Origin of the sequence: Ekhidna sp. (assembly GCF_963691765.1) — a bacterium.
Classification (GTDB): Bacteria; Bacteroidota; Bacteroidia; order Cytophagales; family Cyclobacteriaceae; genus Ekhidna.
In genome coordinates this window covers 478,587-501,569 of record NZ_OY829375.1, presented here as the reverse complement: position 1 = coordinate 501,569, position 22,983 = coordinate 478,587, and the positions used below count along the sequence as shown (strand labels likewise).

Below are 22,983 nucleotides of genomic sequence, written 5' to 3'. Positions count from 1 at the left end.
ATGAGTGAAACAAAACCATCACTTATTTACTTAGATGACGAAGAGATCAACTTGATTCTTTTTAGAGAAATGTTCAAAAAGGATTTTGATATTTTCACTACCACATCTCCAAATGATGCCATAGCCTATGTGAAGTCACATGCATTGGATTACATATTAACAGATCAGCTCATGCCTGTAATGACAGGTGTTGAATACCTCAAAGAGCTTAAAGAACTTGGAGTATCTGATGATTCTATGAAGGTTATTATTTCTGGGTTTACCCAGGAAGGTGAAGTGGATGAGGCCCTTGAAACGAAGTTGATCGATAGCTTTGTGAGCAAACCATGGTCATATCAGAACCTGAAGGATCTTTTGCTGAGTAGTAGATCATGATTCGTCGAAATCGTTTTATCACCCCCTTCGTACTAATTCATTATTGAATTAAATTTGAAACATCAACCAGAGCAAGACATAAGGGAATGAGAATGAGCGAAAACAGACCGGCAGTAATTTACCTAGATGATGAAGAAATCAACCTCCTTTTATTCAAGGAGATGTTCAAAAAAGATTTTGAAGTCTTTACAACTACTTATCCGGAAGAAGCACTTGAATATTTAAAAAGCCACGACGTAGAATACGTATTCACAGATCAAAGAATGCCGATTATGTCTGGAGTAGAATTTCTTCGTGAACTGGAAGAAATGAATACAACGGCTGCACCTAAAAAAGTAATGATCTCAGGGTATGCAGCAGAAGGTGAAGTAAGCGAAGCAATAGAGCAAAACTTGATTGATCGATTCGTCGATAAGCCTTGGACATATCAAGGTCTGAAAGAGGTGATTAGCGCTATTTAGATAGCTTAAAATACTCTCCTAAATTTCTTAATCAATCATTTCCGATCAATCGGGGAAAGGTGTTACATTACATCTCTTAACCTACCAAACCTAACGGAATGAATCACTCATTTGCCATCGAGGCGATCACTGAGGATTTGCTTGACGCATTCAGGAAGCAGACAGATCCTATAGCTGATACTACAGTAAATAAAATTATTTCCTCAGGTGATGAAAAGAATGTAAATGAGGTGATGATGATGCTCTTCAGAAACACATCTTTTCAAAAAGGTATGTTTCAATCATTGGGTGATCAACTCTCTACTGTTCTGGATGAATATATAGAAGCTACACGCTCATTGCCTGAATGGACTGATTCCAAAAAGATAAAAGCAGGTGAAAAGTTATTTTCACTATATGGTCCTGAAATCTTTATGCTTCTCAACGTCAGCTCACTTCCTTTATGCTATACGTGTGCTAATGGAGCTCAAGTGCTTTATGAAACAGGAAGATTACTGGTTCATAATGATGATGTAGATCCTTTGGCCAGAAGGCTAATGGAGACAGCTCAAATGGTAGTCAATGTTCTTTCTGAGGGCGGACTTTCTGCAAATGGGAAAGGTGTTGTGACACTTCAGAAAGTTCGATTAATTCATGCTTCAATCAGGTTCTTTTTGAAAGAGAAAAGTAAGTCACCATTTGATGTAAATACGTATGGTGAACCAATCAATCAAGAAGATTTGGCTGGCACACTAATGTCCTTTGGCCCAGTCATCCTTTCGGGATTAAAAAGGCTAGATATTAACCTATCACAGGAGGAGGAAGATAGTTATATGCACTGTTGGAAAGTTGTTGGATATTTGATGGGCATAGATGAGAAATTACTTCCAGATACGTACGATGAAGGTTTTGAGCTGGCTACAAAAATCCTAGAACATCAATCTTCAGAATCTGAAGCAGGTAAAGCACTTACTGCAGCATGTATTCAGTTTATGAACTACCTGACACCAGGTAACGCATTAAACGAGGTTCCTTCTTACTTTATTGATTATTTCCTTCAAGACTTTTCAGCCTCATCAAAAAAGGATCTATCCAGTTGCATAGGAATTACCAACAGGGGTAATCTCAAGGATCGCATCTTGCTTGGTATCACAAAATTTATCGTTGGCAAGCTAAGTGGTCTTGAAGAGCACAAGTTTGTTCAAAAAATATCATCTTATTTTAATAAGAAACTGTTGGAAGGTATTATTCATCATTTTAATGATGGTAAGAATGTTCAGTTTTTTATTCCTCCGTCTCTTCAAAAAGACTGGAGGATTGTTGAGGAGTGGGATAATGCCATCAGTTCACCGGCAATTCTTGGGAAAAGACTAGCAGTACAGACAAGAATAGATAATTAACCAAATGCCGAACATGGAAACCAACCAAATACCCGGATTAGACAAGAAAACCACGCTTGTTATTTTGGCTTCATCCGGAGTCTTAATCGCATGGTCTTTAGGCTCTTCTATTTTAGAGAGCGGACCAATATCAGCAAGTATTATCACTTATGGTCTTTATGTTTTTTATTGGGTTTACGCTCTTAAATATCGAAACCCATTAATTCAACGACTGTTAGTTTTTGGAACTATTGCTGGGATTCTTGAATTGGTAACAGATCATTATTTAGTAAGTACTATCGATAGTCTGGTATACCCGGGGAATGAGCTAATGGTTTGGAGCTCTCCAATGTACATGCCATTTGCATGGTCTAATGTGATTTTGCAGCTAAGTTTTGTAGGCGTTTTGGTAACTAGGAAGAAAGGGGTAGTTCTGGCATCAATCATCCTTTGTATAGCCGGAGGAATGTATATTCCTTTATATGAGCATTTGGCTAAAGACGCAGGTTGGTGGTGGTATCATCAAAACGTAAAGATGGTCTTTAATGCACCTCTTTATGTGATTGTATGTGAAGCGTTGATTTCCCTGTCTCTACCTGTATTAGTGCAATATTCGGAGAGACATTCGCTTAGTAAAACTGTCTATCTTGGAATACTTGAAGGTGTGTGGATATTGGTAAGTGCATTTATTGCCTTTACAATCGCACATTAACTACTGGATTAAATACTATCATTATGAACGTAGCTGGATTTGTAGATTTTTTCATTAACCCTTCATATCATGAGGATTCGCTCAAGCTTAGAAAAGCAAGACTTTTTGTAAGAGCATGCCTACTCACTAGTTTATTTTCAAATTCCTATATCTGGTTCAGTGTTTTATTTGAATACGATTTAGGGGTTTATTTAATGATCTTTAATGTAGTAGGATTCGTGATCTTGGCTCTGCTTGTAAAGACTAGGCTACCCTTATTACTTATTTCCAACCTGTATGTTCTGATAGGATCGATAGCGGTAATTGTATTGACCTATTATTCTGGAGGTGTATGGTCTGCAATATATCCCTGGATAATATCTACACCGGTGTTGGCACTTCTTGTTGTCAATCGAAACTATGGCATTGCATGGGGAGTGGTCTCGTTTCTTTTTATGCTGTGGTTTGGTTGGCTAGAGTTAAAAGGGGAAGTTCTTCCTACTCAATACAATGTAGATATGAGATCAGAGTGGTATGTATCTATTTTACCTGGTCTACTACTTATTATTCTAGTGATATCAGCAGTTTTTGAGTCAGTGCAAACCAATGCACTTAAGAATTTGCAAGAGCAAAATGCTGTATTAGAAAACCAGAAAGAGACCATTGCTGAGCAATCAAAAAAATTGGAAAAGTTGATTGATGACAAGGATCATATTATTCGAATTCTAGCTCATGATTTAAAAAATCCGCTAGCAAACATTACGACCATTTCCAATATTCTAAAAGAGGAAAGAGAGATCGATCAGCAGAAGAAATTCATAGCGATGATTGAAAAGGTATCATCACAAGCTCAGGGTTTAGTAAACAATGTACTTGATATGGCAACAATGGAGGACGGGGCATTGAGGTTGAAGCCAGAAAGACTAAAAATCAAGGAAGTTGTGAATGAAGCGGTGAATTCACTTTCTGAACAGGCTAGACAAAAAGAAATAGAAGTAAATGTTTCTGGGGTTGAAGCCAACGTATATGTTGATCACATGTATTTAAAGTTGATATTGGAAAACCTGCTATCCAACGCGCTGAAGTTTTCTTCCAAATCTCAAAAGGTTGATGTGGATATTGCCAATGAAACACAAAATGTTATTGTGAAGGTGATGGATGAGGGCCCAGGCATCATGCGAGAAGAGGAGGATCAATTGTTTGGCAAGTTTGCCAAACTAAGTGCAAGACCTACTGGGGAGGAAAGTTCGTCTGGATTAGGGCTTTCGTTAGTGAAACGCTACACAGAGCAAATAGGAGGGAAGGTATGGTATGATAGAGATGCTTCTAAAGGAGCGACATTTGTGGTTTCGCTCCCAGCCGCTTAAATCATTCTATTAAGTGTTGATCAGTAATGTGCTCAACCACATTATCAATAAACTCCTTCTTAAATTCCATATTCTCAGATGGGTTATAGATAATACTGGATGATCTCCATATTACTGTCTCTTCGTTTTCACGATGTTTTTCTTTTAGGTCATATAATGTGGCGACCATAAAATACTTATCTGGCTTATCGTAGTACATACTAGGGTGATGCAAACTCTTGCTTCTTCCCCAACGTCCATAGTACACCTTGAATTTTTTGTGATCTTCCGGCATCATGTAAGTATGGTCATTCTCATGAAGAATTTTAACAATCAGTACTGCATCAACTTTATTTTCAACGATCAAATTAGTGACCGTATCTTGATTGTCAGTTAATTCCGTTACTTCTTGAGGGAAAATTTCAAGGCCTCTTATTGCATGAAATCCGGCCTTTTCTAGTTCGGTGACTCCTTCTTCTTCGTAAAATATCCGATTGTTAATATCATGTGATAGTCCTACTACAACAAGTTTATTGAAGTGAGTACCCTCGTATGGATCTTTTTTCCATTCATTATCAAAGTCTGATGAGCATGAAAATAGAAAAATGAATGCTACAAGAAAGAGGTATCGGTGAATCATATTTGCAAAATAAAAAAGCTTTTTTCTTTTTTGAATTTCTGACCGTTAAATTCAACAAGGTTTATGTTAAGTGCAAGATTTTTATTGTGAAAGCATCTAACGACGAAACCCACTAAGATGAAACGTCTCTATTTTTTCATTGCTACACTGGTATCATTTTTTTCAATTTCAGGACAAGGTCTTCTTGAATCTGATAAATGGAATGACTTTTTTACAGAAAGGCCATACTTAGAAAAAGCTACAGATATCAATGATGAAACATTTTGGGAGATAGATGAAAGCTATACCTACTACACGTCATATCCTGTCCTGTTGATATATGATGATAAAAGTGCACTCGAAATTGAATGGTCATATAGCGGCTTGTCTGCACTTATCAATAAGAAAGAAGCACTTGAAGACATGAAATTTCAACGCTATGAAAAGGAGAATATCGCTTACATCGTATTTGATGGATATTTATTTAAAAATCCCATGGTTGGCAATGCCATAGAAGGTGACTTTATGATTGTTTATGAAGAAGGTCCGATTAGCATATATCGTGAGTATTATACTTCTCCCATTACCAGGGATAATATCTCATCCGCTTTCGCTATTTACAAAGAGAGTCAACTAGACGATGCTTTCTATCTAGGGAAGTTTGAAAAAAAAGCTGCTAAGCTAGTTAGTGACTACCCTAACCTTGCCAGCAAAATCAAAGATCGAATCATTGGGTATAGAAATGAGGAAGATGATATCATTCGAATTGCCAGAGAATATAATGCCTTGGTAAAAGAGAATAATCCATATCGATATGAAGATCATTACTTGAAATTCTGGCAGAGTAGGTTTTAAGACCATTTGTACGGAATGAAATTTGCTTATTTAGCAATATGAGACATATACTCTTTTTATTCGTTACGTTTCATTCAGCGTACGCATTTTCATGTACTTGTAGCTTTATTCGGGATTTGAAAACGGAACAAATGGAGTCTTTTGCTGATCATAACCTAATATTTCTCGCGGAACCATTAGGGCCAGGTGATGAAGAGGGGACATATAACTTAAAAGTTCTGGAGATACTCAAAGGCAACTATAGCGATAGTGTTATAATTGGCAAATACTATAACAGCTGCAGCCAATACCCTCGAATAGAAGATAAAATGTGGTTGGTTTATACAAATCACGACAGGGAAGATGGGCCAATCGACATAAGTGACTGTGGATTGTCACGCAGTATAAGATTTCCATTTCTACTTACAGATAAGCAAACAGATGCAAGTTTACCTCCGCCACCTCGAAATGTTGATTATGAAAAGAACGAATCAGACTGGAATCTGCAGTGGGAGATAGACTTTACCGAAGGAAAGCGGAAGGCACTGATACTTCTTCAAAAGGAGATACAGATGATTAGAAAAAAATATAAGTAATAGGTTATGTCTTCTCGAGACTCAATCCTAGTCGATTCTGAACATAATCAATTTCATCATCGGTAAGTCTAGCCGAACGTTTTTTGATAACAGAATTAACCTTAGCTAGATCCTCATAATATGCTGCCTCAACTCCATACTCTTCTTTCTTAAGAACAAAATCGTATGGTCCTCTTTGCGAAATGAGCTTAACGAAGACGGGCGCAGTTTCTACGGCCAGGAATAATAACATGATAAACCAATGAGCTGCCCATATGGCATTACTCTTATGGGTTAGTCGGTCCAATGCTTCAATTCGTGATGCAAGACCAGTAAGTTCGCTTTCTTGCATTTCATTAAGCGCTTCTTTTTCCTGAGTTTCTAGTTCTGTGAGGGAAGCTTCTCTTTCATTTATTTGCTGTCCATTTAGAGCAACGAGATCATTCAATTCAGCTTCTACACGATCTGCATCTGCTTTTTTGATTCTGTAAATTGGGCCGGCACTGCGTTGTTTCGTTCCACCAGTACCATCAGCTTCTTCTTGTGCTATTTTTCGTAATTCATCTCTTTTAGCTTCTTTTTCATTGATTTCATTCTTCAGAGACTGAATTTCATTGTTGAGTCTGGTTCTAGTTTCACTGAATCGTTGCTTCACAGTCATTTCTTGGGTGGCCAGGTCTTCTTGAATCATCAATGAAATTTCTGCCTCTACTTCTTTTTCAAAGATTTTTAATTCAAGCGGTTTTGCTATTACCACAGAGATAATGACGGCAAGTATTAATCGGGGCAATGCGCTTAACCATTCTTGTCTTGAATCGCCGTTTTTCCGCATACTTGACACAATGAATCTGTCAAGATTAAAAATCATGAGGCCCCAGATGATTCCAAAGAATGCAGCAGCCCAATAGCTATCGAATATGGTGTAGTTGGCATACCCTCCGGCAAGTGATGCAAACACACCAGTGAAGAAAATAGTAGCACCAATTCCTACATATTTACTTGATTCGGAAGGACAATTATTAAGGATTTCTTTGTTTGCTCCAGCACATTGCCAGAAAAATTCTTTTAAGCGATTCATAAAAAATCCAACGCTAACGTTGAATAATTGTTATGTAGGGGATGAAAAACTCGTTCATCCCCCAATACAGTATCGCCTATTGGTTTGGTCTAGTTTGGTAATTTTTCGTTGCCAATTTTGATTCAGAAAATTCAAAGAAATCTTTTACAGCATTATAATCTGAGTAGTCGATTCGTCCAGCAAACTGACCTGGAACCACTACCACTCGAGCGATCCAATTGTCTGTTGTATTTGCTCCTAGTCCATCGAAGTTGACAGTACCGTCAAGGAATACGCTTACATCAAACTTGGTGAAGTCATAATTGTATTTAAGTACTCCATCACTGAAGTAAAGCGTTTGCGGTAAGGCTCTCCAAACTTCCACTCCATCGTTTGTTACTTCCCATAGAAAGTAGACCAGTGCAACATCTGAATCCAACATGTTGAAATCATTTGGAAGATTTAAGATCACGCTATAGTCAGGTGCAGTAAAGCTGAATTCATATTCGAAAACGTAACTTTCTTCACCATCCACACCATCGATTCCATCTAACCCATCCCTACCGTCATAACCTCTTGGTCCGCGTGTGCCATCGTAGTAGCATCCTGATAGTCCTATTGCTACTGTAATTAAGAGAATATATAGCCTTTTCATAAGCGGTTTGTTTTAGTGAAACATATTGACCTTTTAGACTGAGATAATTCAAAATGAATGCCAGAATTGAAAAATGATTTAATTCTCTTCATTGTATGGATATTGGTTTTTAATCAAAAATCATTGTTTTAATAAGTGAGTTAGCCGTTTTTGAACGATTTTTATTTCTAGAATACAATGAGAAAAAATGGGAGTAAGTTTGATAAATGAAACGATTATCTATCATCTTCTTGGTGTTTCTTGCTGCGATTATAATCGCATATTACGCCTATCTGAAACCGAACTTTCAAGTAGTTAATGGCTATGCTGCCAAGAATCTATGCTCATGTGTTTTTGTAGCAGGTATGGATGAAGATGTTGTTAAAAGCATTGACTTGGGCTTTTCCTTCATTGCAATGACCAATACTACCGTAGACTATGAAAACAAATCTGCAACATCTAATATGTGGGGTCTTGTGCCCAGAAAGGCCATTTATCGAGAGGGTCTAGGATGTGTGTTACTCAATGAGATATCGGAAGAAGATCTTGTGACAGAAACCTTTCAGCGATCTCTCAATCCATTGGATAGCCTTCAAAATTGGTTTGAGAATATGAATACTGTACAAGTGATTAGTGAAGATCAATCGAGAGAGATAAATGAAATAATTGCTTCTGCATACGAAAACGATCCAGAGAATACCATCAATACAAGAGGAGTGGTGGTTTTATACAAGGGCCAACTTATTGGAGAGCAGTATGCAGAGGGATATACAAAAGATAGTCGCTTGCTGGGCTGGAGTATGACAAAGAGCTTGACAAGCACAATGGCTGGTCTTTTGATACGCGATAGTTTGTTAAACTTGGAAGCACCGGCACCAATAGATGAATGGAAGGGTACTGATAAAGAATCTATTACTTATCGAGACTTACTACAGATGAGTAGCGGATTGAAATTTGAAGAAGAATACGGATCATACTCTGACGCAAATATCATGTTGTGGATTAGCGATACAATGGGAGTTGCGACGGTAGATAAGCCGTTAGAAGCTAATCCAGGTGAAAAATGGTACTATTCTTCTGGAACCACCAACCTTTTGATGCATTTGATGAGGCAATATTTTTTAAGTCAAGATGAATATTTGGATTATCTCAATCAAGAATTATTTGATCGGATTGGTGCCTATTCATTCATTATAGAACCTGATGCTTCTGGACATTTTGTTGGCTCATCTTTTGGATGGGCTACTGCCAGGGATTGGGCTCGTGTTGGGCAGCTTTATTTAAATAATGGAAACTGGGCAGGTGAGCAGATATTACCAGAATCATGGGTTTCGTTTGTTCAGGAAGCTCCTAAAGATCCTGAGGCGCAAGGTCGATATGGCGCACAATTCTGGTTACAGGCTACCCATCCTGAATTGCCACAAGACACGTATTATATGGGAGGATTTCATGGTCAGCGCGTCTTTATCATACCCTCTCAAGATTTGGTGGTCGTACGCTTAGGAGTAACTTATAATGGAGATTTTGATTTTGATGGATTTGTAAACGCCATAATTCAAGTGCTTAGTTCATAAAAGTTAAATAGAAATATTAGTAGATGAAATATCTGAAGCAATTTGAATCCAGACCTGAAAAATTGTTCGGGACATTATTTTGGAATATGTTTTTCTGCATGGCCCCATTTTTTTTCCTAGGTAGTCTATTTGTGCTATTCGGTATTATTCCATTTAATTTTAACGATAGCGAATATTATGGATTTATCGGCTTCATAATGACTAATTTTTTTACACCCTTATTTGCATTACTCTGGGCTGTCATAATATGGATTTATTATTCAATTGGTAATTACTTTCTTAGACTATTTAATAAGATTTTTTAATACTTCAATTAATTGAAATTAGAACTCTTGATATTTACTCCCACGTTCTAATATCTGATCAACTTATTTTTAATTACAATTTGACTCACTATGCCGCACTTTCTACTATATACCACACAAGAGACCATTACGCCAGAACAAGAAGATGAAATTTTGATGGCTGTGCATGAGACTGCTTTTGCAAGTGGACTGTTCAAAGAAGACGATATCAAGGTAAGAATCGAACGATTCGAAAAGTCTACTGTTGGAGGGAAGATGAATCACCCATTTGTGCATGTCTTTGCTTACATCATGCAAGGGAGAAGTACCGAGCAAAAAGCCGCTTTATCTGAATCAATCGTGCATTGCCTTCAAAAACTGTTACCTGAAGTTTCTCCTATAGCAATGAATGTTTCCGATTTCGAAGCTGCCACTTACTACAATCCTTCGAAGTAGCAATATTAATTTTCGATAAAAACCTTATTTCCATTACTTCTAACTTTTAAATCCAGTTCATTGAATTTAATTTTACTAAAAATATTAGTAAAATGATTGTAGATAGAAAAAGTCAAGGAATTCACAGAGATGAGTGGATCAAAAGAGTAGAAACATTGTATGCGGAGCGTCAGACACTATTTCCATTAGAGTATAAACAATTGAAGTATCTGTTTGATCAGGACTACAGCATTGAGGAGGCTTTGCTAAAAGACCTTACTAAAGGGCACATGTATGCATTTATGGAGTTGCATATTAAGCATGAGCTTGGAGAGTATCGTACTACATTTAAGACCGATACGGATGCTAAAGAATTTTTCAAGAAGTTCCCAGAGATTCGTCAGGAATTGATGATGTGATGAATTAGCGATTATCTTTAGTCTACCACTTAAATCCACCAAGAATATGTGCTACGATGCTGCCACCATGACCAAAAGAGCTCAACATTATGCAAAACGCTACGGCGATGCAGGTACCTGGGAGCAGGTAAAGATGAAGTTTCCTGAAATGTATCATCTCAATGGGTTTGAAGAGCCAGATTTGCCGGTGATTACCAACACTCAGCCTGATAAAGTTCAGCTTCATCATTGGGCGTATGTACCATTTGTCTATGCCCCGCAAATCAATGGTAGGCCGATGAATACACTAAATGCTCGTGACGATAAGATTTTTACAGATCGAAGTATCTATCGAGAAGCTGCAGTAGAGCGTCGCTGTTTGGTGATGCTCGATGGTTTCTTTGATCACCACAAGAAAGATGGAGTTGCTTACCCGCATTATGTGCAGTTGAAGAGTGGTGAGCCTTTTCTAGTAGGTGGATTGTGGCAGACATTTACTGATCCGAATGATGATATACCTATCGATACTGTAACATTAGTAACTGGACCTGCTAATAAGGAGATGGCTTGGATTCACAATGAGCCGGCATATTCACCAGACTCTCGGATGATCTTCATTGTGGATCCTAAAGATGATGAGGTTTGGCTTCATGGGACGCCTGAGGAGGCAAAGGAACTTATTCGTCCATTACCTGATGGACTTTTGGATTATTATCCTTGCCAGCCTATTAAGTCCAATAAAAAACTCAATCGAATCTACAAGGGCAATGTGCCAGAGATTCAAGAAAGAAAATATTATCCAGAATTAGAGGAAATACAAGGTGGATTGTTTTAATGAAAACAAAGTATTTGCTAACGCGTTTATGTAATTAATACTTAGCGGAATCAATTACCCAAAATAGGGTACTCACATTAACCAATTCGGGTATTGATATTATCGCTTAAGTAGCGCAGCTTTAAACTCATTAAGAAAACACTCACAGCATGAAAATTAAATACCACCAATTGGAAAGCGACGAAGAGATAAAGATCATAGTAGGTAGAAACGAAAAATTACGAGTCATTTGCTATTATCCGGTTAGAACCTTAGGAGCTTATTCAGTTAAAAATGGAACCAAGGATCCTGATAGCTACTATCAATTAAATCAAAATTCATGGTCTCCTGCCTTCAATGGTAATCACGGGTATGAAATCATACTGCACAATAGCAGTAGTTCAGCGCCTGTTTCATTCAGTACAGTTATTGATAATTCTTAGTCTATCGTATTTTCTTCGGTATTTATCTAGCCAACAATCATTTTGTTCTTAAAAAATGAAACATTGGTACGGAAATTCGTTAATAGTCTCTAAGGGACTAAACGAACGGAAATAATGAAGGCTAAAAGAATCTTGTTGGTAGTGTATTTGACAATACTTGCTATCACCCTCTTCGCAGGTTAAAGCTCACAAAAAGGCTACTGTTCTGTACCTTTTATCTCAGTATAACATTTTTACATTAAGGCACTCCTATTGCTTTGATTCAATCTTTTCTATTTCATTTATTGGTGAATAGACCAATAAATTATCATGGTCCAATTGAGTGTTCTTACCAGCAACTTTAGCTGCAACATCATTGCAATTAGAACCTAAATGCAATAATATTGCATTTGTAAAATCCAGTTTGATTTACTGTTAATCGCAATTGAGTCTTTCATCAATGAACAAGAAGAATACTGCTATTTTAGATATGTTAGGAATGTGTACGTCTATGGTGTGTGCCATTCATTGTTTGTGTATCCCCCTTTTCTTGATTTTTGGATTCGAGTCGATCTTGCGGATTATTGATCAGGAATGGATAGAAGGATTAATTATTGGCCTTTCTTTAGTTATTGGCTTAGTAGCTTTTGGAGGGGGATATCTTCGTCACAAGCAGCACTTCATTCCAGTTTTATTCATAGCCGGATTTCTACTGATCGTAAATGGCGAGTTGGTATCTAATGAGTGGATTTCGTTAGGCCTCTCAATCTCTGGAGCGATGGTCTTGATCTATACGCATGTCCAAAATTTAAAATGGAAACGCTATGCATATACTCATTAGTCTAATTCTTGTATTACCGATTCAGATATCTGGATGGGAAGTTTTTGCCGATACAAAATTCAATTGGCAATGGGCTGAAGAATTAGGTGCTGAAGTTGAGATTCCAACATTTAGTAATAAAGTAAAACAACTTGAAGGATCTACAATAACACTTACTGGACACTATTTGCCGCTAGAATTGGAAGGTGAGCGTATCATTATTTCTAAACTACCTTATGCATCTTGTTTTTTCTGTGGCGGAGGAGTTGGTCAAGAGTCTGTTGCTGAGGTCGTGTTTAACTCAAGGCAGCGACCCTTCCGAACGGACGAAATGCTTACAGTTCAAGGGACACTCAGGCTCAATAAAGATGACTATGAACATCTGGTATTCATATTAGAAGACGCTAAGATTATTCAACTATGAGATTATTAATACTTGTATTTGCAGTTGTTGTATTTGGATGCTCCAATTCAAAGAACGGAGAACTAATAGAAAAGAGTAAAGAATTACACGAAAGTGCGCTTGATGTTGGACAACAAGTAAGCGAAAAAATTCAACAAATAAGTGATCGTGCAGAAGCTTTAGAAGAGCCTCAGCTTTCTGCTATTAAAGATTCAGTTGAAGTGTTACTCACTGATTGGGGTACATGGCAGGAATCAATCGTTGAGGTCCCAGGGCATGATGATCACGACCACCATGGACATGATCATGATCACGATCATGGTTCTTCACCTGATCTTACACCAGCAATGGTTCTTGAAATTCAGCAAGATTTACAAAGGAGGGCGATGAACTTGGATGCTCGAGCTCAAAGAATATTGAATACACTTACTGAGACTAAATAATGAACTTATTAAAGAAAAAGCGGAAGCTTCCTGTTACTGTACTCAGTGGCTTTTTGGGAGCAGGTAAAACGACTTTACTAAATCATGTATTAAATAATCGTGAGGGCTTGAAAGTGGCCGTGATTGTTAATGACATGAGTGAAGTCAATATTGATGAAAAGTTGATCGCAGATGGAGCTAAGCTTTCTAGAACCGACGAGAAGTTAGTGGAGATGAGCAACGGATGCATTTGTTGTACGCTACGCGAAGACTTAATGATAGAGGTTGAGAAACTGGCTAAGATGAATAAGTTTGATTATCTCCTAATTGAAAGTACGGGGATTTCAGAACCCATTCCTGTCGCTCAAACCTTTTCATTCGCAACTGGTGATGAGCTATATGATCTTACACAATTTAGCACACTCGATACCATGGTTACGGTGGTAGATGCTTTTAATTTCTTCAAAGATTTTGGTACTGCAGATACCATTCTAGATCGAGAGATGACCGACGATCAGGAAGATGACCGGTCTATCGTGAATTTACTTACCGATCAAGTTGAGTTTGCGAATGTGATCATACTAAACAAGTCTGACTTGGTGACAGATGATCAATTAGGCTTGTTAGAAAGAACGCTCAATAAGCTGAATCCAACTGCTAAGATTATTCGAACAACACACAGTAAGATCAATCCTAGAGAAATTCTAAATACAGGTCTCTTTGATTATGAAATAGCTGAGCAGTCAGCTGGTTGGCAAAAAGAACTTGAATTGGCTCAAAAAGGAATTTCCCATAATCCTGAAACCGAAGAGTATGGAATTGGATCGTTTGTTTATCAAAATGCGAGGCCATTTCATCCGCAGAGATTTTTGGAATACGTAAGTCAAGATTTCCCTACAAGTATTATTCGAAGCAAAGGTATTTTTTGGATAGCCTCACGCCAAGATAAGGCAGTACTTTGGAGTCAAGCTGGAGGATCATTGAAGGCAGAAGTTTATGGACGATGGTGGGCGAGTGTTCCAATGAAACAACGTGCAATGAGTGAAGCTTACCTGGAAAATCAGGAAGCAATTCAAGCAAAATGGGATAAGCAATGGGGAGATCGAATGAATGAGCTGGTCTTTATTGGACAAGATATGGACAAGGAAAAAATTACTGCTGATCTTGACAAGTGTCTATTGACGGATTTAGAAATTGTTGGAATGCAGTCAGGAAGTGGTTTTCAGGATGACTGGCCAATATGAATCTGTTTTCATTTCCATTTATAAGAGCCAGATATCCAAAGCAGGTTGTCAGTAGTTCCTGGGAAGATAGAAATGTTATCAACGATGATGACGTGAATCTATACTGTTGGAGACGACCAGTTGATATGGCGATTTCTAGTTATCTCGGTCGACTCCTGGAATCAGAAATTAAACCTATCCAATTCAATTACAATTTACTTGAACTGGATGATTGTATTGAAAGAGTTAGATCGGAATGGGCCGATCCTAACATAAATGCATTGGAACTCTTTTGGGAAGATGTACGCAGACTGGCATCCGATTTTTTATCACTATCTGGTTGTAAATCGGGTACTATTCATCTTAAGATGATAGACAATAATTCATGTGCCAAGTTTCATACTGATGGATATACGTTACGATTATTTACTACCTACTATGGAATGGGCACGGAGTGGCTTCCAGAAAAAGCAACCAATAGGAGAGGGTTGGGCAAGACTAACGACTTGATTGTTAAGGATCCAGAAAAAATTCAACGGATGGAGCCATTTGAAGTAGGAATTTTGAAAGGTGAAATCCCCAATAAGTTTCAAAAAATCCCTGGGATCGTTCATAGATCACCTGAAATAAAAAGTGTGGCTGGCAAAAGAATCATACTGAGAATTGATGTATGAAAGCAAAACCGGTCCATATCATCACAGGATTTTTAGGAGCTGGTAAAACCACCTTTCTAAACCATTTCATAAAAGAACGTCTGCCTGATCGAATTTTTGTGATAGAGAATGAATGTGGCGCTACCAATGTAGATGGCGCTTTAGTAATGGATGGTGTAGAAGAAATTGTTGAGTTGACTGCAGGTTGCCTCTGTTGTTCATTAGCAGATGGCCTTCTTGATATCTTGCAAGAAGCGTACAAACAAAGAGAGAGCTATGATCGAATGGTTATTGAAACAACCGGCATAGCAGACCCCAGTTCCATTATTCAAGTATTTCTGGAAAATGAATTAGTTGAACACGCATTTTCATTACAACAAGTAATATGTCTCGTCGATTCTAGTAATGTTGAAGATTGGTTGAATGAAGCTGAGGAAGCGCTTAGACAGATTTCAGTTGCCGATGTTTTGTTGATAAACAAGGTTGATACTGTGTCAGATGAAAAACACAGTGAAGTATTAAGGTTGCTGTCTGGTATTAATCCTCAAGCTCAAATTTTTTCTGGCGTCAACGGCAATTTTCCAGTGTCGGAAATAATGGAAATAGGTACTGCTAAGCCACAATCTGTGGAGACTATTGCAAATAAACACTTTCGAGATCATTCCCATGATCATAAAGATACATCCAACAATGATCACAAGATCACCACATTTACTTTAACATTTCCGCAAGCACTAGATCTCAATAATTTGCAGTTAGACCTTAATAGAATCGTTCATCTGTATCGAGATCAAGTATATCGGGTGAAGGGATTTATAGCAATACCAAATTATCCTAATAGAGTCATTCTTCAATCAGCAAGAAGCTCATTCATTGCCACGGACGGGACACCTTGGGAAGATGAGGATAATCGTGAAGGTAAGCTTGTTTTCATAGGTAGAGGGCTTAAAAAAGAAGTGTTTGAGAAAATGTTCAATAAGCATTTAATCCCAGTTTAATTAGAATCTATTATGAAACATAAAATTCAAAGTTCACTATTGTTATTAATAGTATTTCTTATATCAACTTCATTTGATCATCCATTGAAGTTGACTACATCTCTTATAGAATATGATTCAAAAAAGAGCAGTGTTGCAATTGAATGCAGGGTGTTTATTGATGATTTTCAAAAAACTATAAATAGAGAAAAGTTAGATGCTTCCAATTTATCCAAGGATGATATTGCGGAGATTGAATACTACTTTGATGAATTTTATCGGATTTTAATTAGCGGTAGAAAGCTGATTTTAAACTACAAATCCTCTAAGGCTTACATTGCAAATAATGTCCTGAGTTTAAAATTTCAAGCGGACAATGTTGTCATTAATAAAGGTGATGCATTACTTATCGAGAATCAGCTTTTTTTTAATGATTTCGGACCATTACAATCTAATAAAATGACGATTCGAATTCCTCCGTTTTTGGAGGAAGGTTACCATGAGGCAAACTTCTATAATTACCAAGTCAACTATCAATTTTAACCTAACTTACAATGAATAATCTAGACTCATTTTTTATAAATGGATGGGAACATATTGTTGATATAAAAGCATATGATCACCTACTTTTTGTAATGACACTATGCGCAGCATTTAAACTCTCACAATGGAAGCAGATTTTAGTAATTATTACTGCTTTTACAATAGGTCACAGTGGGACGCTTATTCTAAGTGCACTTGATGTAATTCCTGCTAATTCCAAACTAATTGATACCCTCATTCCATTTACAATCATGATCACAGCCATTGCAAACGTCATGAATTATGAGAAAGAAGGTAAGTTTTCTGACACGAAGATTAAATATGCCATTGCGCTTGTTTTTGGATTAATACATGGCCTTGCCTTTGCAAGTAATTTTAAGTTTATGCTATTTGGTGATAGCATTATTATGCCATTGTTTTTATTCAACATTGGGATTGAAGTAGGACAATTATTCATTGTATTACTATTTACTATTCTTTTATGGATCTATACTTCGGTCATAAAAGGAGAGCATTTCAAGTGGAATTTGTTCGTTTCTGGAGCTGGGTTTGGCATCGCCGCCACCATTTTTCTGGATGCTATTACAGGATAAATTGGATTATGAATTGACTTGATGTTAGCGATAGTCAATGGACTAATACCTTTCATCATAATAGTGGAAACATTGATGGGTCGTTTCTTTATCATTGAATTGAAATCATTTCAATGAGGACCATACTATTCATATTTCTCGCTTTCTATATAGTAACTGCTAGTAATGCTCAATTAGTTACTAGATATGAGCAATCTAACTACACCGAGTCGGCGACATACGAAGAGGCAATGACTTTCTATCGAAAGTTAGATCAAATGTATGATGAGGTGTCTATCCTTGAGCATGGTCAAACGGATATTGGTATTCCGCTTCATGTCGTTCTGATTAATTCGGGGACGGAGAAGACACCAAAAGATTTGCAAGAAACTGGCAAGGCTATCTGGTTAATCAACAATGCCATTCATCCTGGAGAGACTGATGGTATTAGTGCGAGCCAAATGTTTGCGAGAGATCTAATGGATAATAAGCGAAAAAACCGAGAGGTCCTCGAAAAGGTGGTAATTGCAATTATCCCATTTTATAATATAGGAGGAGTTTTGAATAGGAATTCTACGACTCGTGTCAATCAAAACGGTCCTGTTGAATATGGATTTCGTGGCAACGCTCGACACTATGATTTGAATCGCGATTTTATCAAATCAGACACACGCAATTCGCAATCTTTTCAGGAGATCTTTCATCTATATGACCCAGATTTATTTTTAGATACTCACGTAAGCAATGGTGCCGATTATCAGCACATAATAACCCTTGTCAATTCTCAAAAAGATAAGATGGGAGGCGAGTTGGAAAACTACATCGATGAAGTGTTCCTGCCATTTTCTTACGAAGGGATGAGCAAAAGAGGATTTGAGGCAATACCTTATGTGAATGCTTGGGGACAGACTCCTGATAAAGGCTGGAATCAATTTTTGGACTTACCTCGATATTCTACTGGCTATGCAGCTTTATTCCACACCATAGGATTTATGAGTGAAACACATATGCTCAAATCCTATCAAAAAAGGGTAGAATCTACTTATTCGCTCATGCAAACGATGCTTGATTTTTTAAATCAAAATGGTGAAGAATTAATCAGGGTTAGAGAAGAGACGAAGGCCAGTATATCTACTCAAAAAGACTACGAGATTTCGTGGGCTGTAGATACGAGTCAATTCACTTCATTGTTGTTTAGTGGATATGAACCTACTTATGTCGAGAGTGAGATTTCGGGGCTAGTGCGTTTGAAATATGATAGGGATCAGCCATTTGAAAAGGAGGTGCCGTTCAGAGATGATTACATTGCGAATAAAGTAGTTGAGGCTCCTAAGTATTATATCATACCACAACAATGGAGAGCTGTCATATCTAGGTTAGCTCTTAATCAAATAGAGATGCTTCAACTTGAATCGGACAGTACCATAAAGGTTGAGGCATATATGATTGATGATTATAAGACAGTAAGCAACCCATATGAAGGGCATTATAGACATTATGATGTCAAAGTCTCTTCGAAGCAGGTTGAGATTGAATTCAGAAAAGGCGATGTGCTGGTTCCGGTAAATCAATGGCGCAATAGGTACATTGTAGAGACTCTTGAACCTGAGGCTCCTGATTCATTTTTTGCCTGGAATTTCTTTGATGCAATTCTTCAGCAGAAAGAGCACTTTTCCTCATATGTATTTGAAGACCATGCCTTGAAAATTCTTGAAGAAAATCCGGAAATCAAGCGCGAACTTGAAGAGTCTAAAGCCTTAGATCCAAGTTTGGCTGGTAGTGCCTATCGTCAACTAGATTTCATCTATCAAAGGTCTGAGCATAGAGAGCCAGAATATCTTCGATACCCGATCTTTAGATTGATGAAGTAAGTATACTTTCAAATGGTATCAATTATTATGATTAGATATCAAAATTCAAAGCTTAATCTGGGTCTAGCTAACAATTGCCGTTGGTGTAAAATTAATGCAACAATGTTGCAGATAGTTTTTACCTTGGTTTAAACTCAAGTTGAACTATGCTAGAATCTATCAATCTTTCTAAGAAATATGACGAACACGATGCCCTAATCGATCTTAATCTTAAAGTTTCACCAGGAGAAATTTATTGTCTTTTAGGCGCGAATGGGGCTGGGAAAACTACCACAATAAATCTCTTTATGGGTTTTATTCAACCGAGTTCTGGTCAAGCTATCGTTAATGGTTTAGATGTAAGTTTAAATTCTAGGGAATCAAAAATGCATCTTGCATATATACCTGAGAACTTGAATCTGTACGAAAACCTTACTGGGCTTGAGAACTTGACTTTTTTTTCGGGATTAGCTGGAAAGTCTCCAACAAAAGAAGAAGCTGAAAATCTACTTAAAGAATCTGGCTTACAATCTGGCGCAATATCAAAGAGAGTAGGTAAATATTCTAAAGGAATGAGGCAAAAGGTGGGAATAGCTATAGCTAGGGCAAAACAAGCTGAAAACTTGTTGCTTGATGAACCCACATCTGGATTGGATCCTAAGGCAAGTAATGATTTTGCCTTATTGCTCGAAGATATGAGTAAGAAAAATGTTTCCATATTAATGGCAACACATGACCTTTTTCGCGCAAAGGAGAGTGGTACTCACATTGGTATTATGAAAGCTGGTCAATTGGTTCATTCATTAAAAAGTGATGAAATATCTCTTCCAGAGTTAGAACAATTGTATTTGGAGACGATGAAAATAGAAGATCATGCAGAGATTATTAGTTAAGAAAGAGATTTTATGTTCTCTTCGAGATATTCGATTGCAAGTGTCAGGGGGCATTTTAATTGTTCTAATGTTAACGGCTATTCTTGTTGGTAAAGAAGGTCAAAGACAAATTCAACTTGAAAGAGAAAAGGCGCAAGCCTCTATGTATGATAAGTGGGTAAATCAAGGAGAAAAACATCCTCATAGTGCTGCTCATTATGGGCAATTTGCATTCAAACCAAAACCAGTTCTTAGTTTTTTAGATATAGGCTTGGATAATTACACAGGTATATCTGTTTTTCTTGAGGCTCATAAACAGAATGAAATTCTTTTCAGTGCAGCTCAGGATAGTAATGTAATGACACGATTTGGTGAGATGACTGCAGCTTTGATATTGCAGATATTACTTCCATTACTCATTATTTTTCTCACGTTTAACATATTTAGTAAGGAGCGAGAAGAAGGAACACTCAAATTATTACATGCGCAAGGAATATCAATGAGATCACTTTTTATGGGGAAGGTATTAAGTACTTACCTTATGATACTTCTTATTTATCTACCCATGATCTTCCTGGCGTATTTTTTATTGAATGAGCAATCAAGTCAATTGGATGGTGGAGTAGCAACTAAATTTATTTTGCTTTCCATAAGCTATTCAGTTTACTTCCTTGTCTTTGTAATACTATGCGTTGTGGTTTCAGCATTCTCTAAAAACTCAGGAACATCGTTGATTAGTTTATTAGGAGTTTGGATTCTTTCGTGCATTATTCTACCTAAAGCAACTGCTAACTTGGCGGATAAGGTTTATCCAACTCCTTCTCAATTTGAGTTTAAAAGTACAATCGAGGAGAAGGTAAAAAATGGAATTGATGGACATAATCCCTCTGATACTCGCTTAGCTTCCCTAAAAGAACAGGTCTTAGGTCAATATGGTGTAGAAACTATAGAAGAGCTTCCTGTGAATTGGAGCGGGATTGCCATGCAGGCTGGAGAAGAATATACAGATCAAGTATATGATTCTGAATTTTCTCGAGTAGAAGACATTTTTAAACTTCAAAATCGATTTTCTGAATGGACAGGATTTATTAATCCTTTTATTGCCGTGAGGAACCTTTCAATGGCCTTCGCTGGAACTGATTTTCAGCATCACGTCGCATTTGCCAGAGCTGCTGAAAATTACCGTAGAGGTTTTGTCAAAAAAATGAATAAGGATATGGAATTAAATCATAAGCCTGGAGTAGCATATGGAGATTACAATGTGGGTAACGAAATGTGGTCAAGCGTTGAGCCGTTTAAATATCAAATGCCAAGTCCTGGTCATATTGCATCTACAAATTGGAGGAGTATTACTGCACTCATTTTTTGGTTGGTTGGGTTAGTCGTTATTTCCATTATTAAAGCACCAAAAATATCTCAGCTATGAAGATGCTATTGCACATATTTTCTTTTGAGTGGAAAAATCTATGGAGAAGTAATACTCTTAAAATCTTATCAACTATTGTCCTCGGGGCAGGCATCTATGGAGTGTACTTTGGGAAGTTTGAAATTGATCTTCAAAAAAATAGGATTGAAGAAGTTCAGAATTATGAAAGACAGCAATTCGATAGCCTTCTGCACTGGGCTAAACTCGATACCTCAATTTTGGAAAATAAGGATAAATATGAAAAGGCTGTTTCTCCTACTGGTTTTGGATGGAATAAACATTTTACTTATTACGTAAGTAATGATGCACCTGCTGCTGCTGGATTATGCTTAGGGCAAAGAGATCTTTTTCCTGTTTACTACGGTTTTAATGTCACCGATTTAGCAAGGCAAGTGAATACGGGGGAGCTTGCCAATCCCATGAAATTGCTAACAGGAAACTTTGATCTATCATATGTTATTATATTCCTGTTTCCGCTCTTGGTGGTAGCAATGTTTTACAATCTTTATGCCGGCGAAAAAGAGGGGGGTACACTTTCATTACTTCAGTCTCAGTCGACACCACTGCTTAAAATATTGGTGTGCAAGGGAGTGCTAAGATTGCTTATTATTTGGTCTTTAGTGTTGATTCTATTGATCCTGGGTTTCCTTTTGCAGAGCATCCCAATACTAGAAAATAGTAAGCTATTTCTGAATTGGATCTTAATTTCATTTGGTTACTGTTTTTTGTGGGCCGTTACTATGGTAGTGATCATAGTTCTTAAAAGAACTTCTGCCTTCAATGCAATAGTGGGTTTAGGTGTTTGGCTGTTTTTTACTCTGATAACGCCAGCGCTTCTTAATCTTTTTGTCCTTTCCAGAGAACCATTGCCAAATCGATCGGAGATGATTCATGAGCTTAGAACATTGAATGGACAAGTATGGGATTCTCCAAAATCTTATGTGTTGGATAAATTTTACATTGACTACCCACAATATGATGATGGAGATACGATTGATTTTTATAAGTGGTATTATGCTGGATTTACTTTAATGGATAAGGAAGCCAATATTATGAAAAGCAAGTACGAAGAGCAGGTATCTAGCAGAAATACAATATTGAACCGATGGGAATGGCTAGCACCAGCAGCTATGGTCCATGAACGTATTTCACGATTGTCTGAGACTGACAGACAAAGTCATTTAGATTTTGTTAAAGAAGTTTATACATATCATAGAAATATGAAGGAACTATACTATCCTAGAATTTTTAATGGGCAACCTTTTAGCCTGGACGATTTGAACAAACTGAGTGAGCAATTATAAATGTTCACTCATGCTATAGTTAATCTTTGATTTGATAAACC

General features: G+C 37.3%; 27 protein-coding genes. 24 read left to right on the top strand and 3 right to left on the bottom strand.

Features of this window, described 5'->3' with window-relative positions:
* The 5 genes from ACY650_RS02405 to ACY650_RS02385 all read left to right on the top strand — a co-directional run bounded on the left by ACY650_RS02405 (nucleotide 1) and on the right by ACY650_RS02385 (nucleotide 4,252).
* Nucleotides 1-375: a response regulator gene (locus ACY650_RS02405; RefSeq protein ID WP_462251367.1), complete on the top strand. Its 375-nt coding sequence runs from the start codon at nucleotides 1-3 to the stop codon at nucleotides 373-375.
* A 92-nt stretch (nucleotides 376-467) separates the two neighbouring features.
* Nucleotides 468-836 (top strand): response regulator, encoded by a 369-nt coding sequence (locus ACY650_RS02400; protein WP_462251365.1) that lies wholly within the window; start codon nucleotides 468-470, stop codon nucleotides 834-836.
* A gap of 98 nt (nucleotides 837-934) precedes the next feature.
* On the top strand, nucleotides 935-2,215 hold the full coding sequence (locus ACY650_RS02395; RefSeq protein WP_462251363.1) for an oxygenase MpaB family protein: 1,281 nt from the start codon (nucleotides 935-937) through the stop codon (nucleotides 2,213-2,215).
* Nucleotides 2,216-2,228: 13 nt separating this feature from the next.
* Nucleotides 2,229-2,906: a DUF6989 domain-containing protein gene (locus tag ACY650_RS02390; RefSeq protein ID WP_462251361.1), complete on the top strand. Its 678-nt coding sequence runs from the start codon at nucleotides 2,229-2,231 to the stop codon at nucleotides 2,904-2,906.
* 23 nt (nucleotides 2,907-2,929) lie between these two features.
* Nucleotides 2,930-4,252 (top strand): sensor histidine kinase, encoded by a 1,323-nt coding sequence (locus ACY650_RS02385; protein ID WP_462251359.1) that lies wholly within the window; start codon nucleotides 2,930-2,932, stop codon nucleotides 4,250-4,252.
* Between the two features lies 1 nt (nucleotide 4,253).
* Here the strand turns inward: ACY650_RS02385 and ACY650_RS02380 are convergent, their stop codons facing one another.
* A complete protein-coding gene (locus tag ACY650_RS02380; RefSeq protein WP_462251357.1) occupies nucleotides 4,254-4,871 on the bottom strand; it encodes a hypothetical protein in 618 nt (205 codons plus the stop codon).
* Nucleotides 4,872-4,988: 117 nt separating this feature from the next.
* On the opposite strand from ACY650_RS02380, the gene ACY650_RS02375 reads away from it, so the two are divergent.
* Nucleotides 4,989-5,705 carry a hypothetical protein gene (locus ACY650_RS02375; protein ID WP_462251355.1) on the top strand — a complete coding sequence of 239 codons (717 nt, stop codon included), beginning with the start codon at nucleotides 4,989-4,991 and terminating at the stop codon, nucleotides 5,703-5,705.
* A gap of 38 nt (nucleotides 5,706-5,743) precedes the next feature.
* Nucleotides 5,744-6,280 carry a hypothetical protein gene (locus ACY650_RS02370; protein WP_462251353.1) on the top strand — a complete coding sequence of 179 codons (537 nt, stop codon included), beginning with the start codon at nucleotides 5,744-5,746 and terminating at the stop codon, nucleotides 6,278-6,280.
* 4 nt (nucleotides 6,281-6,284) lie between these two features.
* Here ACY650_RS02370 and ACY650_RS02365 read toward each other — a convergent pair whose 3' ends face one another.
* Nucleotides 6,285-7,337, bottom strand: coding sequence for a DUF4407 domain-containing protein (locus tag ACY650_RS02365; protein ID WP_462251351.1), 1,053 nt, complete (start codon nucleotides 7,335-7,337; stop codon nucleotides 6,285-6,287).
* A 76-nt stretch (nucleotides 7,338-7,413) separates the two neighbouring features.
* On the bottom strand, nucleotides 7,414-7,971 hold the full coding sequence (locus tag ACY650_RS02360) for a hypothetical protein (protein WP_462251350.1): 558 nt from the start codon (nucleotides 7,969-7,971) through the stop codon (nucleotides 7,414-7,416).
* 206 nt (nucleotides 7,972-8,177) lie between these two features.
* Between ACY650_RS02360 and ACY650_RS02355 the strand changes: the two genes are divergently transcribed.
* From ACY650_RS02355 to ACY650_RS02275, 17 genes are all read left to right on the top strand, one after another.
* Nucleotides 8,178-9,524 (top strand): serine hydrolase domain-containing protein, encoded by a 1,347-nt coding sequence (locus ACY650_RS02355; protein ID WP_462251348.1) that lies wholly within the window; start codon nucleotides 8,178-8,180, stop codon nucleotides 9,522-9,524.
* Nucleotides 9,525-9,919: 395 nt separating this feature from the next.
* Nucleotides 9,920-10,264: a 5-carboxymethyl-2-hydroxymuconate Delta-isomerase gene (locus ACY650_RS02350; RefSeq protein WP_462251346.1), complete on the top strand. Its 345-nt coding sequence runs from the start codon at nucleotides 9,920-9,922 to the stop codon at nucleotides 10,262-10,264.
* Between the two features lie 92 nt (nucleotides 10,265-10,356).
* On the top strand, nucleotides 10,357-10,662 hold the full coding sequence (locus ACY650_RS02345; protein ID WP_462251344.1) for a hypothetical protein: 306 nt from the start codon (nucleotides 10,357-10,359) through the stop codon (nucleotides 10,660-10,662).
* A 67-nt stretch (nucleotides 10,663-10,729) separates the two neighbouring features.
* Nucleotides 10,730-11,476, top strand: coding sequence for an SOS response-associated peptidase (locus tag ACY650_RS02340; protein ID WP_462251342.1), 747 nt, complete (start codon nucleotides 10,730-10,732; stop codon nucleotides 11,474-11,476).
* Nucleotides 11,477-11,625: 149 nt separating this feature from the next.
* A complete protein-coding gene (locus ACY650_RS02335) occupies nucleotides 11,626-11,898 on the top strand; it encodes a hypothetical protein (protein WP_462251340.1) in 273 nt (90 codons plus the stop codon).
* Nucleotides 11,899-12,337: 439 nt separating this feature from the next.
* On the top strand, nucleotides 12,338-12,718 hold the full coding sequence (locus tag ACY650_RS02330) for a MerC domain-containing protein (protein ID WP_462251338.1): 381 nt from the start codon (nucleotides 12,338-12,340) through the stop codon (nucleotides 12,716-12,718).
* The gene (locus ACY650_RS02325) at nucleotides 12,702-13,121 is read left to right on the top strand and encodes a DUF3299 domain-containing protein (protein ID WP_462251336.1); all 420 of its coding nucleotides are present in this window, start codon (nucleotides 12,702-12,704) and stop codon (nucleotides 13,119-13,121) included. Before ACY650_RS02330 ends, ACY650_RS02325 begins: the two co-directional genes overlap by 17 nt.
* The gene (locus ACY650_RS02320) at nucleotides 13,118-13,543 is read left to right on the top strand and encodes a hypothetical protein (protein ID WP_462251334.1); all 426 of its coding nucleotides are present in this window, start codon (nucleotides 13,118-13,120) and stop codon (nucleotides 13,541-13,543) included. Before ACY650_RS02325 ends, ACY650_RS02320 begins: the two co-directional genes overlap by 4 nt.
* On the top strand, nucleotides 13,543-14,766 hold the full coding sequence (locus tag ACY650_RS02315) for a GTP-binding protein (protein ID WP_462251332.1): 1,224 nt from the start codon (nucleotides 13,543-13,545) through the stop codon (nucleotides 14,764-14,766). Before ACY650_RS02320 ends, ACY650_RS02315 begins: the two co-directional genes overlap by 1 nt.
* Nucleotides 14,763-15,419: a DUF1826 domain-containing protein gene (locus tag ACY650_RS02310; RefSeq protein ID WP_462251330.1), complete on the top strand. Its 657-nt coding sequence runs from the start codon at nucleotides 14,763-14,765 to the stop codon at nucleotides 15,417-15,419. Before ACY650_RS02315 ends, ACY650_RS02310 begins: the two co-directional genes overlap by 4 nt.
* Entirely contained in the window at nucleotides 15,416-16,396 is a 981-nt protein-coding gene (locus tag ACY650_RS02305; RefSeq protein WP_462251328.1) for a CobW family GTP-binding protein, read from the top strand. Before ACY650_RS02310 ends, ACY650_RS02305 begins: the two co-directional genes overlap by 4 nt.
* Nucleotides 16,397-16,408: 12 nt before the next feature.
* A complete protein-coding gene (locus ACY650_RS02300; RefSeq protein ID WP_462251326.1) occupies nucleotides 16,409-16,918 on the top strand; it encodes a DUF6702 family protein in 510 nt (169 codons plus the stop codon).
* A gap of 11 nt (nucleotides 16,919-16,929) precedes the next feature.
* A complete protein-coding gene (locus tag ACY650_RS02295) occupies nucleotides 16,930-17,511 on the top strand; it encodes a HupE/UreJ family protein (protein ID WP_462251324.1) in 582 nt (193 codons plus the stop codon).
* Between the two features lie 113 nt (nucleotides 17,512-17,624).
* Nucleotides 17,625-19,361, top strand: a complete 1,737-nt coding sequence (locus tag ACY650_RS02290) for a M14 family zinc carboxypeptidase (RefSeq protein WP_462251322.1) — start codon at nucleotides 17,625-17,627, stop codon at nucleotides 19,359-19,361.
* A gap of 146 nt (nucleotides 19,362-19,507) precedes the next feature.
* Nucleotides 19,508-20,233: an ABC transporter ATP-binding protein gene (locus tag ACY650_RS02285; protein ID WP_462251320.1), complete on the top strand. Its 726-nt coding sequence runs from the start codon at nucleotides 19,508-19,510 to the stop codon at nucleotides 20,231-20,233.
* On the top strand, nucleotides 20,214-21,638 hold the full coding sequence (locus ACY650_RS02280; protein ID WP_462251318.1) for an ABC transporter permease: 1,425 nt from the start codon (nucleotides 20,214-20,216) through the stop codon (nucleotides 21,636-21,638). Before ACY650_RS02285 ends, ACY650_RS02280 begins: the two co-directional genes overlap by 20 nt.
* On the top strand, nucleotides 21,635-22,942 hold the full coding sequence (locus ACY650_RS02275; protein ID WP_462251316.1) for a DUF3526 domain-containing protein: 1,308 nt from the start codon (nucleotides 21,635-21,637) through the stop codon (nucleotides 22,940-22,942). The genes ACY650_RS02280 and ACY650_RS02275 overlap by 4 nt, the downstream gene beginning before the upstream one ends.
* Nucleotides 22,943-22,983: the final 41 nt, after the last annotated feature.